The 14327-nt window shown below is 72.5% G+C and carries 9 protein-coding genes; 2 read left to right on the top strand and 7 right to left on the bottom strand.

What is annotated here, in order from left to right:
- Positions 1-16: 16 nt before the first annotated feature.
- Positions 17-589, bottom strand: a complete 573-nt coding sequence (gene nrdR, locus ACH4UM_RS22980; protein WP_398182246.1) for a transcriptional regulator NrdR — start codon at positions 587-589, stop codon at positions 17-19.
- Between the two features lie 566 nt (positions 590-1155).
- Between nrdR and lexA the strand changes: the two genes are divergently transcribed.
- A complete protein-coding gene (lexA, locus tag ACH4UM_RS22975) occupies positions 1156-1935 on the top strand; it encodes a transcriptional repressor LexA (protein WP_398182243.1) in 780 nt (259 codons plus the stop codon).
- A gap of 205 nt (positions 1936-2140) precedes the next feature.
- On the opposite strand, the gene ACH4UM_RS22970 is transcribed toward lexA, so the two are convergent.
- From ACH4UM_RS22970 to ACH4UM_RS22955, 4 genes are all read right to left on the bottom strand, one after another.
- The gene (locus ACH4UM_RS22970) at positions 2141-4132 is read right to left on the bottom strand and encodes an ATP-dependent DNA helicase (RefSeq protein ID WP_398182240.1); all 1992 of its coding nucleotides are present in this window, start codon (positions 4130-4132) and stop codon (positions 2141-2143) included.
- Between the two features lie 86 nt (positions 4133-4218).
- Positions 4219-4887: a GNAT family N-acetyltransferase gene (locus tag ACH4UM_RS22965; protein ID WP_398182915.1), complete on the bottom strand. Its 669-nt coding sequence runs from the start codon at positions 4885-4887 to the stop codon at positions 4219-4221.
- Between the two features lie 453 nt (positions 4888-5340).
- Positions 5341-7248, bottom strand: coding sequence for an IucA/IucC family protein (locus tag ACH4UM_RS22960; RefSeq protein WP_398182237.1), 1908 nt, complete (start codon positions 7246-7248; stop codon positions 5341-5343).
- Between the two features lie 226 nt (positions 7249-7474).
- Entirely contained in the window at positions 7475-9124 is a 1650-nt protein-coding gene (locus ACH4UM_RS22955) for a diaminobutyrate--2-oxoglutarate transaminase family protein (protein ID WP_398182234.1), read from the bottom strand.
- Positions 9125-9527: 403 nt separating this feature from the next.
- On the opposite strand from ACH4UM_RS22955, the gene ACH4UM_RS22950 reads away from it, so the two are divergent.
- Positions 9528-10766 carry a trypsin-like serine peptidase gene (locus ACH4UM_RS22950; protein WP_398182231.1) on the top strand — a complete coding sequence of 413 codons (1239 nt, stop codon included), beginning with the start codon at positions 9528-9530 and terminating at the stop codon, positions 10764-10766.
- Between the two features lie 120 nt (positions 10767-10886).
- Here ACH4UM_RS22950 and hflX read toward each other — a convergent pair whose 3' ends face one another.
- On the bottom strand, positions 10887-12215 hold the full coding sequence (gene hflX, locus ACH4UM_RS22945; protein WP_398182912.1) for a GTPase HflX: 1329 nt from the start codon (positions 12213-12215) through the stop codon (positions 10887-10889).
- A 449-nt stretch (positions 12216-12664) separates the two neighbouring features.
- Entirely contained in the window at positions 12665-14152 is a 1488-nt protein-coding gene (locus ACH4UM_RS22940; RefSeq protein WP_398182228.1) for a M1 family metallopeptidase, read from the bottom strand.
- Between the last annotated feature and the right edge of the window lie 175 nt (positions 14153-14327).

Raw genomic sequence — 14327 nt, 5'->3', positions numbered from 1 at the left:
CTGGCCGGCCCGCCGATCAGTCGGCGGCGGCTGCGGGCACGGGGACCTCGGTCGCCCCTCCGCACCCGCGATCGTCTTCCCGGCTCCTCGCGACGCCGTCGCCTCCGCCGTCGCCGCCGTCCTCGTGTTCCGCGGCGGGGCGTCGCGCCCCTTGCCTCAGTTCCGCGATGGCGGCCTCGAAGTCCTCGAGCGAGTCGAACGCCCGGTACACGGACGCGAATCGCAGGTAGGCGACGAGGTCGAGCTCCTGCAAGGGGCCGAGTATGGCCAGTCCCACGTCGTGAGCGGCCACCTCGGCGCTTCCACTGGCCCGCACGGCCTCCTCGACCCGCTGGCCGAGCTGGGCGAGTGCGTCCTCGGTGACAGGCCGTCCCTGGCATGCCTTGCGCACACCATTGATGACCTTGGTACGGCTGAAGGGCTCGGTGACTCCGGACCGCTTGACCACCATGAGCGAGCACGTCTCCACGGTCGTGAACCGACGGGAGCAGTCAGGGCACTGGCGGCGCCTGCGGATCGACGTGCCGTCGTCCGTCGTACGACTGTCGACGACGCGGCTGTCGGGGTGCCTGCAGAAGGGGCAGTGCATGGACTCCAACCCTCCTCACAGCAGACTCAATAGCCTCGCCGGGCCCCAGGAGCCCCGCGAAGCAGCCCCAAGCATAGGCGATGATCGGCGGGCCGAAGACCGGGGGGAACACAACTTGTGGGCTGCTGTAGCCATCCAACCACTAGATGTGGGGATTGGCTCGTACATGCACATCCATACGCGCGTGTCGCACGCGGGCGGTCACGAGCCGTCTGCCCGCGCCACCACGGAAAACACGCCGGTGCACAGCCGTACCACCCGGACACTTGCGGAGATACCGTGGGCGCCGCACGGAGGACGCGCGGGACTTCCGGGCGGGCGGGAACCGGCCCCCGGTTGACGGGAGGCCGGATGGCAGACTGGGCGGCACCCCGCGAGGTGGCCACCCCAGCGGCGAAAAGTACGGCGATGTGCCTTTCGGCCGCCAGGGAATCCGTCGGCTATACACCCGGACACATGATCAAGTCAGGCAATCCGCGGTTTTTCACTCGAACGTGTGTTTGGCGCAACCTTTCGAAAGCAACTACCGTTGTGCCGGAGGGAGACCATCGAGAGGGGCCGACGACGTGACCACCACCGCAGACAGTGCCACCATCACTGCCCAGGACCGCTCCCAGGGCCGACTCGAGCCGGTGCATGCGATGAACGAAGCCGTGAATCCCGAGGGGCACAAGCGCTCCCTGCCGGGCCGACCTCCAGGCATCCGGGCGGACAGCTCGGGCCTGACCGACCGGCAGCGCCGGGTCATCGAGGTCATCCGGGACTCCGTGCAGCGGCGGGGCTACCCGCCGTCCATGCGCGAGATCGGCCAGGCGGTCGGCCTCTCCAGCACCTCCTCGGTCGCACACCAGCTGATGGCACTCGAGCGCAAGGGATTCCTGCGCCGCGACCCGCACCGCCCGCGCGCCTACGAGGTCCGCGGCTCTGACCAGGCCACCACCCTGCAGCCCACGGACACCGTGGGCAAGCCGGCCGCGTCGTACGTCCCGCTGGTGGGCCGGATCGCCGCCGGTGGCCCGATCCTCGCCGAGGAGTCGGTCGAGGACGTCTTCCCCCTCCCCCGGCAACTGGTCGGCGACGGTGAGCTGTTCGTCCTCAAGGTCGTCGGCGACTCGATGATCGAGGCCGCCATCTGCGACGGCGACTGGGTCACGGTCCGCCGCCAGCAGGTCGCCGAGAACGGCGACATCGTGGCCGCCATGATCGACGGCGAGGCCACCGTCAAGCGCTTCAAGCGCGAGGACGGCCACGTCTGGCTCCTCCCGCACAACGCGGCGTACGAGCCGATCCCGGGCGACGACGCGACCATTCTCGGCAAGGTCGTGGCGGTGCTGCGGCGCGTGTGAGAGCCGCGGCGGGCGGGCCGACCCGCCCGCCTCCTGATCGGGCCCCGGGACCCCTGCGCCGGTTCCGGGGCCCTGTGCTGTCCGGGCGGCCTCTGGCGTGTGGAGGCGTGGGACGACGTGCGCGCTCCAGCCGTGCAGGGCCTGGTCACGGGCCTTTTGGATCGCGGGGTAGCCCGACCCGGCGCCGGGTCGGGCTACCCCGCGATCACTTCGCCGCCGTCTGCTGCTCCTCGCCCTGCCGCGCCGCCGCATCGATGGCTGCCAGGGACTTCCGCACCTGGTTGCGGTCCGTGGTGCACCAGAAGTCGGGCAGCGACGCCTTCAGATAGCTGCCGTACCGGGCCGTGGCCAGCCGTGGATCCAGTACGGCGACCACGCCGCGGTCCCCCGAGGCGCGTACGAGACGCCCGGCACCCTGGGCCATGAGCAGCGCCGCGTGGGTGGCGGCGACCGCCATGAAGCCGTTCCCGCCGGCGTCCTCGACGGCCTTCTGCCGGGCGCTCATCAACGGATCGTCGGGACGAGGGAACGGGATCTTGTCCATGACGACCAGCTGACAGCTGGGGCCGGGGACGTCGACGCCCTGCCAGAGGGACAGCGTGCCGAAGAGACACGTCCTCGGGTCCGCCCCGAAGTTCTTGATCAGTTCGCCGAGCGTCTCCTCGCCCTGCAGCAGGATCGGGAACTCGGGGATGCGGCTGCGCAGCTCCTCCGCGGCGAGCTGGGCGGCCCGCATCGAGGAGAACAGACCGAGCGTCCGGCCGCCCGCCGCCTGGATCAGCTCCGTCAGCTCGTCGAGCATGTCCCCGCGGTCGCCGTCCCGCGCGGGACGCGCCAGGTGCTTGGCGACGTACAGGATTCCCTGCCTGCGGTAGTCGAAGGGCGAGCCGACGTCCACACCCTTCCACTGCGGGACGTCATCGCCTTCCGTGCCCTCCGGAGCAAGGCCCAGGGACGCGCCCACGCCGTTGAAGTCGCCGCCGAGCTTGAGGGTGGCGGAGGTCAGGACGACCGAGCGGTCCGCGAACAGTTTCTCCCGCAGCAGACCCGACACGGACATGGGCGCGACGCGCAGCGATGCGCCGAAGCGGTCGTGGCGCTCGTACCAGACGACGTCCCACTCGGAGCCGTTGGTGATCCGCTCCGCCACGTCATGCACGTTCTCCACGGAGGCCAGTGCCTGCTTGCGGACCGCGTCCTCGTCCTGCACGGACTTGTCGCGGGTCGCACCGAGTGCCGAGATCACATTGCGGGAGGCGTCCCGCAGCGCCAGCAGCGCGTAGCCGAGGTCCTCCGGGATCTCCTCCAGACGGCCGGGCAGGGCGAGCTCCATCAGCCGCTCGAAGCCCTCGGCGGCGGTCTGGAGCTGGTCGGCGGCCTTCTCGTTGACCAGTTTCGCGGCGCGGCGCACCGCACGGTTGACCTGGCCGGGCGTGAGCTCACCGGTGGCGACGCCGGTCACCCGGGAGACCAGTTCGTGCGCCTCGTCGACGATCAGCACCTCGTGCTGCGGCAGGACCGGCGCGCCCTCGATGGCGTCGATCGCGAGCAGCGCGTGGTTGGTGACGACGACCTCGGCGAGCTTGGCGCGCTCGCGGGCCATCTCGGCGAAGCACTCGGCGCCGTAGGCACACTTCGAGGCGCCCAGGCACTCCCGGGAGGAGACCGAGACCTGTGCCCAGGCCCGGTCGGACACACCGGGGCTGAGGTCGTCACGGTCGCCGGACTCCGTCTCGTCCGACCAGTCACGCAGCCGCAGCAGGTCCTGGCCCAGCTTGCTGGTGGGCGCGGCCGCCTCGAACTGGTCGAACAGTCCCTCCTCCTCGTCCTGTGGCACGCCCTCGTGCAGACGGTGCAGACAGAGATAGTTCGACCGGCCCTTCAGCATCGCGAACTCGGGGCGGCGGCGCAGCAGTGGGTGCAGGGCGTCGACCGTGCGCGGCAGGTCCCGCTCGACGAGCTGGCGCTGCAGGGCGAGGGTGGCGGTCGCCACGACGACCCGTTCCCCGTGGGCGAGCGCCGGCACGAGATAGCCGAGGGACTTTCCGGTGCCGGTGCCGGCCTGGACCAGCAGATGCGAGCCGTCGTCGATCGCGTCCGCGACGGCTTGGGCCATGGTCACCTGGCCGGGGCGCTCCGTGCCGCCGACGGCGGTGACGGCGGCATGCAGGAGTTCGGGGAGTGAGGGCTTCGTCATAGCGCGACCACCCTAAGGCTCGGCACTGACAAACGGGCGATCAAGGCGGGGACCTGGGCGGTGACGAACAATGCAGTGGCCCGCCCTCACAGCAGATGACGCAGGGGCCGGTCCCGGACCATCAGGGCGGCCTGCTTGGTGGACAGGTCGACCTCGGCGAAGAGGCGGAAACCGGCGGTCAGGAAGGCGGCCACGGAAGCGGCGTTGCGGAGGTCGGGTTCCGCCACGACCCGGGCGCAGGTGGGGCGCCGGTCGAGGACGAGGTCGGCCACGGCTCTGAGCAGGGTGCCGCCGAGTCCGCGGCCGCGGTCGGCGACGCTGCCGATGAGCAGGTGGACGCCGGTGTCGTGCGGCCGGGCGGGGTAGTGGCGGGCCAGCGGGTCGAGATCGGCCCGGTAGATCTCCCAGTAGCTCATCGGGGTGCCGTCGAGCAGCCCGATGCAGGGAACGCTGCGTCCGTCGCCGCCGAGTTGCGCGTTCAGATGGGCCTCGGTCACGCTCTGCGGACCGGCCAGCTGCCAGAACTCCGCGACCGCGGGATCGTTCATCCAGCGGCTGACGACGGGCAGGTCGCGCTCGATGCGGACGGGAATCAGCCGGAAGACGCCGACCGGCGTGGTGGTGGGGCCCCAGTCGCCGACGCCGTCGAGGAGGTCGGCCGCGGGCGGGGGGTCGCCTGCCGTCGTCTGGGCGAAGAGCGCGACGAAGTCGTCGGGCAGGCGCAGATCGAGGGTGTCCTCGCTGTCGGTGTCCACGTGCGGGGCTGCGTCCGTGTGCGCGTCTGCGTCCCGCGTCTGCGCGCGCGCGTCCCTCGATTCCGCGTGCCCGCCGGCGCCCCGCGCGTCCGTGTCCACGGGCGCGTCCAGGTGCACATGTGCGTGCACGGGTGCGTCCACGGCTGCGTGCGCGGCGGCCTTCGTGCCGGCGGCCACCGTGGTCCCGGTGCCGGCGGCCACCGTGGTCCCGGTGCCGGCGGGCGCGGTGGTCCCGGTGCCGGCGGGCGCGGTGCCGACGGCCTCGGTGCCGACGGCCGCGGCGGCCGGTTCCGGGCGGGTTACCGTGCCCGTCGCGCTCGGGCCGGCGTCGAGGACGGCCCGCACCGTGTCCGGGTCGGCACCGGGGGCGATCGTGGGGGCGGGGGCCGGTGCGCGGCCGGTGGCGGCGCCGGCGTCGGTGGGAGACATGGCGCGCTCCTCTCGGAGGACGGGTCAGAAGTGCAGGGGGTTGGCGATCGTGACGTAGACGGACTGGGTGTCGACCGGGCCGACGAGTTCGTCGAGCCCGTGCAGCCGGGTCAGCAGGTTGGCCTTGCAGCGCAGGACCGGGGAGTCGAGCAGGCGGGTCGGCAGGGTGGAGCGGGTCCGGGCGGGGCCGCAGGCGAGGTCGCCGAGGAAGCGGCGGAAGGCGGCCAGCAGCAGCCGTTCGTCGGCGATCCGCTGGGAGCCGAAGGCGCCGATGAGGCCGAAGACGTTGTTGAGTGCGAGGTAGTAGGCGAAGCGTTCGTCGGTGACGTCGTCGGGGACGAAGGTGTCGCTCCGCTCACCGATGCCGGGCAGCCGGGCGTCGAGTTCGGCCTGCCGGGAGGCGCGGAAGTAGTAGCCCTGGTTGTCGCGGTAGCGACCGCCCGTGGGCCAGCCGTCGGCGTTCAGCACAAGGAGCGTGTTCTGCTGGTGGGCCTCGAGGGCGATCCCCGCCTCGCCGTCCAGCCACAGCACGGGACGGACCACCTGTTCGAGATAGCGCAGGAACCACTCGGCGGCCACGGCGCCCTGCGGACGCCCGGTGCGCACGGCGAGGCGCGTGACGACGTCGGCCAGCCTGGACCGCACGGCCGGAGCGGCGCCGGTCCCGGGGAAGGGGCGGGGCGCCACGAGCCCGGCGACGCAGGAGACGTCGTCCGAGGGACTGAACGGGTTGTGCCGGATCATCACGTCCAGCCCGGGTACGGGAGCACCCCCTGGAGCACTCCCGGGGTCGTCGACTGCGAGCCAGGCCGGGTCGCGGACGATGTCGAACCCTGGGTGCGCGGCCCGCCACTGTCGCGCCAGGCCGCCGCGCAGCAGCCGGTGGACCTCGACGCCACGGTGCAGTTCCTTGCGGAGGTTCTCACGGCGGGAGTTGGTGATGCGCAGGCCGAGCGACAGCTTGAGCATGGCGGCCGCGCCGGAGCGGTGGACGGTGCGCACGGAGGAGGTCGGGTGCCAGCGCGGGCCACAGGGCCCCAGGTCGCGGAGCAGCCCCGCGTCGAGCAGCGCCGCCGTGTCCCTGCGGTGCCGCACCTCGCGCAGCTGCCACGGGTGCAGCGGCAGTGCGGCGTATCCCTCGGGCAACGGCAGCCCCGCTCCGGCCAGCCGTGCGGTGAGCCGGTCGGCGGGGACGATTCGGCCGCGTTCGGTCCAGGCCGAGTCGGCGGCGAGGACGGAGGGGGCGACAGCCAGCCAGTGCAGGGGGAACGAGCCCCGCAACTCGGGCGAGTAGGGGGCCGCTTCGCCCTCCGACAGACCGTCGCGGCTCTTCGGGCTCGGATGCAGCGGGTGTCCGAGCACCAGGGCCTGTTCCGCGGAGAGGAAGATGTCGGGCCCGTCGGCGGGGTGCTGCCGGCGGTCGCTGAGGAAGAGGGCGGTGCGGCGGACGGAGTCGGCGACACGGGCCACCAGATCGACGGCGTCCGTACCGGCTGGCTCGGCGTGGGCGGGCTCGGCCCCGGTCTGCGCGGCCGTGGTGGGGGCCTCCCGGGTGAGCAGGGCGGCGACCGTGACCGCGTCGGCCGGTGGGGAGTCCTCCGGGGCGGTGGCCAGGCGCGGCAGGCCGAAACGGTGCCAGCCCGTCGGTGACCAGTGGCGGACCGGCACGAGCAGCACCGTGCCGCTGGCCGGCAGGGGGATGCGGAGGGTGTCGTCGCGGGGGGCGGCGGTGCCGGTCTCGCGCACCCAGCAGCGCAGGAGGTTCTCCACCGCCGCGGCCTGGGCGGCGGTGCAGGGGTCGGGGTGGTCCAGGAGATCGTTGGCCCCGGCGTCCGGCACGTCGGCGTGCCAGGCCCGGGTCGGCTGGCGGGGGACCGTTTCGGCCGCCTCGTGGGTGTGGGAGTGGCCGGGGGGTGTGGGGGTGGCGTTCAAAACGGTTCCTCGTGATGTCGGGGGGCATCGGTGGCCGGGCAGCGGCGGGTCGTCGGAGGTGAGGCAAGGCGGGGGACCGGGGCAGGTCAGGTGACCGGGGCACGACGGGTGGCCGGGGCACGGGCGGCGGACCGGGGGCGTATGGCATGCGGTGCGGCTGGTTCGCCCCCGGGTCTGTCGCGCCCCCTCCGGGTCCATCCCGCCGCCGCGGCTCTCGGGGGCGGCGTTAACCCGCCCCCTCCGCGAGCCCGGTGGGTCGCTGCGGCCGCCGAGCCGGCCCGCCCTCCCGGCCGTCCGGGGCCGGATGGCTCCGGGCCGCCGCGTCCACCGCGTCGGCCAGCCGGTCGAGCACCGCCGCCGCCTGCTCGTCGCTGATCGTCAGCGGGGGAAGGAGCCGTACGACGCTCGCGTGGCGACCGCCGAGCTCGACGATCAGACCGCGCCGCAGGCACTCACGCTGTACCGCGGCGGCGAGTTCGGGCGCTGCGGGACGAGGCTCCCGAGGGCTCGCATGGAACGGCGCGACGCCCCGGCCAGGAGCAGCGCTTCCCTCCGCACCACCCCAACTGCCCCAACTGCCCCCGCCATCCAGCGCGGACCCCGCATGCCGGTCCGACCCGCCCTGCGGACCCGACTCGGCGTGCGGACCGGACCTGCCTTGCGAACCGGACCCGACGTGCGGAGCGGACCCGACGTGCGGACCGGAACCGCCCCGTGGACCCGGCTCGCCATGCGGATCCACAAGCTCCAGGCCGATCATCAGTCCCCGTCCCCGCACCTCACCGACACAGGGGTACGCCCCCGCCAGGGCGCGGAGTTGGGACAACATGCGGGAGCCGAGGGTCGCCGCGCGCTCGGCGAGGCGGTTCTCGCGGACATGGGCCAGCGTGGCGGTGCCGGCCGCCATGGCGAGTTGATTGCCGCGGAACGTTCCCGCGTGGGCGCCCGGCTCCCAGACGTCGAGGTCCTCCCGGTAGACCACGACGGCCAGCGGCAGGCTGCCGCCGATGGCCTTCGACAGCACCATCACATCGGGCGTCACCCCGCTGTGTTCCACCGCCCAGAAGGCGCCGGTACGCCCGACCCCGGTCTGGATCTCGTCGGCGATCAGCGGGACGGACCGGTCGGCGGTGATGTGCCGCATGCGCCGCATCCAGTCGTCCGGGGCGGGAATCACCCCGCCCTCCCCCTGTACCGGTTCGAGGATCACCGCGGCGGGCAGCGGCACCCCCGACTTGGGGTCGTCGAGGACGGACTCGGTCCAGCGCGCGGCGAGTTCGGCGCCGTGGGTGCCGCCGACACCGAACGGGCAGCGGTAGTCCTGCGGATAGGGCAGGCGCGCGACGCGCACATCGGCGGCGTGCCCCGACGCGGCGAGCGCTCCCGCGGTCATCCCGTGGTACGCGCCGGCGAAGGCCACGATGCCGCTGCGGCCGGTGGCGGCCCGGACGAGCTTGAGCGCGGCCTCCACCGCGTCCGTGCCGGCCGGACCGCAGAACTGCACGCGCGCGTGGCCGGCGAGTCCGGGCGGCAGGGTGCGGAACAGCTCGGTGACGAAGGCGTCCTTGACGGGAGTGGCGAGGTCCAGGGCGTGAAGCGGCGCGCCCGAGTCGAGGACCTTGCGGATGGCCTCCAGGACGACGGGGTGGTTGTGCCCGAGGGCAAGGGAGCCCGCGCCCGAGAGGCAGTCCAGGTAGCGGCGGCCGTCCGCGCCCTCGATGGTGAGCCCGCGGGCCCGGACGGGCACGATCGGCAGGGCGCGCGCGTAGGTGCGCGCCGCCGACTCGCGCGCCGACTGACGCCGCAGGATCCTCTCGTGCGCGGCGCGCGCGCCCGTGGACGCACCCGCCTCTGGCGCAGACTCCGTCACGGTCACGGCTCCTTGTCCTCCCACACTCCCAAGGCGTCGGCCTCCGCTGCCGCAGGGCGCGGGCCTTCCGTCGTCGGGGCCGTCTCGCCGCCCTCGGCGCACAGCCCGGAGGCAGAGACCCCGGACGCCCCGGACGCAAGGGCCCCGGACGCGGAGGTCCCGGACGCAGGCAGCAGGCTCCCCACCGCTACAACCGCCGATCGAGCGCGCGGTTACGGGTTGTCTCAAGATCCTTGCCGTGACGGAACCGTTGCCGTTCCGTCGGCGCTCCCCCACAGCGAGCGCATAGTGTGTGGTGCCGTTCCATACGCCGTGAACAGCGTCCGAACTCGGCCGCAACGGGCCCGGGTTCGGCTCGCGAGCACGGCGGCAGCCGGCAAGTCCTTTCACAGCAGGGGGAGTCAGAACCATGCGACCCATACGTCCGCCCTTCATCGCTCGCCGAGGAGGCGGCGCCCGCCGCACGACCTCCCCCGTGCCGGCCGCGGTCGCGCTGGCCTCGGTGCTGGCGCTCACCGCCACCGGCTGCAACTCGGGCGACAGCAAGGCGGACGGCCGGCCCTCCGCCTCCGCGAGCGCGGTCGGGGCCGGCAGCATCGGCGACGGCAAGATCAAGATCCCGGACGACATCAGGCGAAAGCTCAAGGAACACGGGATCGACATCGACAAGTGGAAGAGCGGCGCCTGGAAGAACTGGAACAAGGACGACTGGCTGCGCGAGGCCGACGATTTCATCAACCCGATCATCCAGGGCCTGTGGGACCCGGACCGGATGCGCAGGGCCAAGGACCCCGACAAGGGCGTCGACAACAACGACCTCACCGGTGACCAGGGCGTCACCGACCCGACCCCTGCCCCGGTGACGGCACGGGCGGTGTCGCCGACGTACCACGCCAACGCGGCGACGGCGGGCAAGGTGTTCTTCGACTCCCCCGAGGGCACGATGGTCTGCTCGGCCACGGTCGTCGAGGACCCGGCCCACCCGGGCAAGTCCAACCTCGTGTGGACGGCCGGCCACTGCGTGCACGCCGGCAAGAAGGGCGGCTGGTACCGCAACATCGCCTTCGTGCCGTCGTACAACGATGCGGGCCGCAGCACCGCCCAGTTGCAGAACGCCACCAAGGCCGAGGCCGCGCCCTACGGCGTGTGGTGGGGCGACTGGGCACAGACCTCGAAGCAGTGGATCGAGCAGGGCGGTCCGACCGGCGGGCAGGGAGCGTCGTACGACTTCGCCGTCATCCATGTGACGCCGGAGAAGGGCGGCAACGGCAAGTCGCTCCAGGAGACCGTCGGCGCGGCGCTGCCCGTGAACTTCAGCGCACCGGCGGTGCCGAGGGTGGAGAACATCACCGCGACCGGATACCCGGCCGCGCCGCCGTACGACGGCCAGCGGCTGTACCAGTGCCAGGACAAGCCGGGACGGCTGTCGCTGGGCGCCTCGGACCCGACGATGTACCGCATCGGCTGTACCATGACCGGCGGTTCCTCCGGCGGCGGCTGGGTCGAGACGGGGCCGGACGGCAAGCCCGCGCTGGTGTCCAACACCTCGATCGGCCCGGTGACGGCGGGCTGGCTGGCGGGCCCGCGACTGGGCACGGTGGCCAAGGGCGTCTACGACTCGGTCAGCAGGAAGTTCGCCGGGCGGTAGGCGGCAAAGGCCGCGGCGGCCGGTGACGCCGACGACAGGCCGAGGGCCCGCCACCTGCTGACAGGTGCGGGCCCTCGGACCGTATGGGAGTTGCGGGCTCTGTGTCCGTGGACGCGCGGATCAGAGCGCGGGAGCCGGCACGTACGGCGCCAGGTCCGCCGCCAGTTCCTCGTGCACCCGGGCCTTGAGCAGGGTGCCCTCCGCGGTGTGCTCCTCGGAGATCACCTCGCCCTCGGTGTGGGCACGGGCGACCAGCTTGCCGTGGGTGTACGGCACCAGGGCCTCGATCTCGACGGACGGCCGCGGCAGCTCGTTGTCGATGAGCGCGAGCAGCTCTGCGATGCCCCGCCCGGTGCGCGCCGAGACGGCGATGGAGTGCTTCTCCACCCGCAGCAGCCGCTGGAGCACCAGCGGATCCGCCGCGTCCGCCTTGTTGATCACGACGATCTCGGGCACGTCGGTGGCGCCGACGTCCCTGATCACCTCGCGCACGGCGGCCAGCTGCTCCTCCGGGTTCGGGTGCGAGCCGTCCATCACGTGCAGGATCAGGTCGGCGTCGCCGACCTCCTCCATGGTGGAGCGGAACGCCTCGACCAGGTGGTGCGGCAGGTGCCGGACGAAGCCGACGGTGTCGGTCAGCGTGTACAGCCGTCCGCTCGGCGTCTCGGCCCGGCGCACGGTCGGGTCGAGGGTCGCGAACAGGGCGTTCTCGACCAGTACGCCCGCGCCGGTGAGGCGGTTGAGCAGGGAGGACTTGCCGGCGTTGGTGTAGCCCGCAATGGCGACGGAGGGCACCTTGTTGCGGCGCCGCTCCTGGCGCTTGATCTCGCGGCCGGTCTTCATATCCGCGATCTCCCGGCGCATCTTCGCCATCTTCTCGCGGATCCGCCGCCGGTCCGTCTCGATCTTGGTCTCACCGGGACCACGCGTGGCGAGGCCGCCGCTGCCGCCGCCCATCTGCCGGGACAGGGACTGACCCCAGCCGCGCAGCCTCGGCAGCATGTACTGCATCTGCGCGAGCGCGACCTGCGCCTTGCCCTCCCGGGACTTCGCGTGCTGGGCGAAGATGTCCAGGATCAGGGCCGTACGGTCGATGACCTTGACCTTGACGATGTCCTCGAGGTGGATCAGCTGGCCCGGGCTGAGCTCACCGTCGCAGATGACGGTGTCCGCGCCCGACTCCAGGACGATGTCACGCAGCTCGTCGGCCTTGCCGGAGCCGATGTAGGTGGCCGCGTCGGGCTTGTCGCGACGCTGGATCACGCCGTCGAGCACGACCGCGCCCGCGGTCTCCGCCAGGGCGGCGAGCTCGGCCAGGGAGTTCTCCGCGTCCTGCGCGGTTCCCGAGGTCCAGACGCCGACGAGCACCACGCGCTCCAGCCGGAGCTGCCGGTACTCGACCTCGGTGACGTCCTCGAGCTCGGTGGAGAGGCCCGCGACACGGCGCAGGGCCGCGCGCTCGGAGCGGTCGAACTGATCGCCGTCCCGCTCTCCGTCGATCTCGTGGCTCCAGGCGACGTCCTCTTCCATCAGGGCATCGGCCCGAAATCCTTCGGGATGGGTGTGCGCAAGGCGCTTGGTGGCCTGGGAAGAGGAAGAAGAGGAGGTCATTGGGTCCTTACGTCGTTGGTGAAACCGTGGTGCGACGGCGCAGCCGCGGCGGAGTCCTGGGGGCTTCGGCAGCCGTTCCGTCAATGCTCACAACGCACGAGCGCCCCGGGAGATTCCCGTGGCCCGTGCCGCGCCGACCCGAAGATGGTCGCACGGCACGGGACATCCCGTCACCGTGTTATTCCCGCGCCGCCCCGGCGTCACTCCCACACCGTCCCCGGTGCCGTCTCCGCCCCCCTGTCATCTCCGCATGGTCCCACGCACTGGTTTCCGGGCTCTGGCCCGCGTCACTTCCGGGCCTTCTTCGGCGGCGGCGTGGGCTTCCAGTCGGGGTGGCCGGGCATCGGCGGGGTCTTAGCGCCGTACAGCCAGGCCTTGAAGAAGCCGCTCAGATCGCGTCCGGCGAGGTCGGAGGCCAGTCGCTCGAAGTCGGCCGTGGTCGCCGTGCCGTCCCGGTGGGCCCGCACCCAGGCGCGCTCCAGACGTTCGAAGGCCGGCTTGCCGATCTCCTGGCGCAGCGCGTACAGGACGAGCGCGGCACCGTCGTAGACGTTGGCGCGGAAGATGCCGATCTTCTGGCCGGGCTGCGGCGGCTTGGGCAGCGCGGGCGGGCCGCCGGACGCACGCCAGCGGTCGGAGGCGCCGTAGGCGGCCTTCATCCGGGCCTCCATGGACTTGTGCGCCTTCTCGTCCGCGTAGAGGGACTCGTACCAGGTGGCGTGTCCCTCGTTGAGCCACAGGTCGGACCAGGTGCGCGGGCTGACGCTGTCGCCGAACCACTGGTGGGACAGCTCGTGCACCATCACCGACTCCACGTACCACTTCGGGTAGGCGGGTTCGGTGAACAGGTTCCTCTCGAAGAGAGAGAGGGTCTGCGTCTCGAGTTCGAAGCCGGTGGCGGCCGATGCCATGAGCACGCCGTAGGTCTCGAAGGGGTAGCGCCCGACCTTGCTCTCCATCCAGGCGATCTGGTCGGGCGTCTTGGCGAGCCACGGCTCGAGCGCCTCTCGGTCCTTGGTGGGGACGACGTCGCGCACGGGCAGGCCGTGCGGGCCGGTGCGGTGCACCACGGTGGAGCGGCCGATGGAGAGCTGTGCCAGCTCGGTGGCCATCGGGTGCCGGGTGCGGTACGTCCAGGTGGTCGTCCCGGCACGGCGCCGGGCGCCCACGGGCAGACCGTTGGCCACGGCCGTGTAGCCGTCGGGGGCGGTGACCCGGATCGTGAACATCGCCTTGTCGGAGGGGTGGTCGTTGCACGGGAACACCAGGTGTGCGGCGTCCGCCTGGTTGGCCATGGCGAGGCCGTCCGCGGTGCGCACCCAGCCGCCGTCCCGGCCCTTCTCGGCGACGGGATCGCTGGTGTGGTGCACGGTGATCCGCATCCAGCTGTGCCGGGGCAGCGGAGTCCGCGGGGTGATCACGAGGTCCTCACCGGCGGTGGCGAACGTGGCCGGCAGCCCGTCCACGTCGACCGAGCCGACCCTGCCGTGCGCGAAGTCGAGGTTCACGCGGTCCAGGTCGCGGGTCGTACGGGCGTCGATGGTGGTGACGGCCTGGAGCGGCTTGCTGTTGTCGCCGGGATAGCTGAAGGAGAGGTCGTACGACGACACGTCGTATCCCGGGTTGCCCAGGTACGGGAAGAGCCGGTCGCCGATGCCGAGCGGTGCGGGCGGGGCGCTCGCGGCGACGAGACAGAGGGAGGCGGCGCAGGCGGCGCAGGCGAGGAGAGCCGCCTTCGGGCGGCGCGGGACGCGGGATCGGAGGCTGAGCGGCATGCACCACCGCTACCAGCGCACGCACGCGCCACGGCGACGACGCGCGCCCGGCCCACCCGAACGGGGCCTGCCGAAGCACGCCGGCCGGGGCCGCGCCGGGGCGCGGGGGTGTACCGGGGTGCAGGAACGCGCCAGGGGCGCAGGGCCGTACCGGAGGCGCAGAGCCATGCCGGGG

This window comes from Streptomyces sp. NPDC020801 (assembly GCF_044334385.1).
Lineage (GTDB): Bacteria > Actinomycetota > Actinomycetes > Streptomycetales > Streptomycetaceae > Streptomyces.
This window is presented reverse-complemented; position numbering and strand designations above follow the sequence as displayed.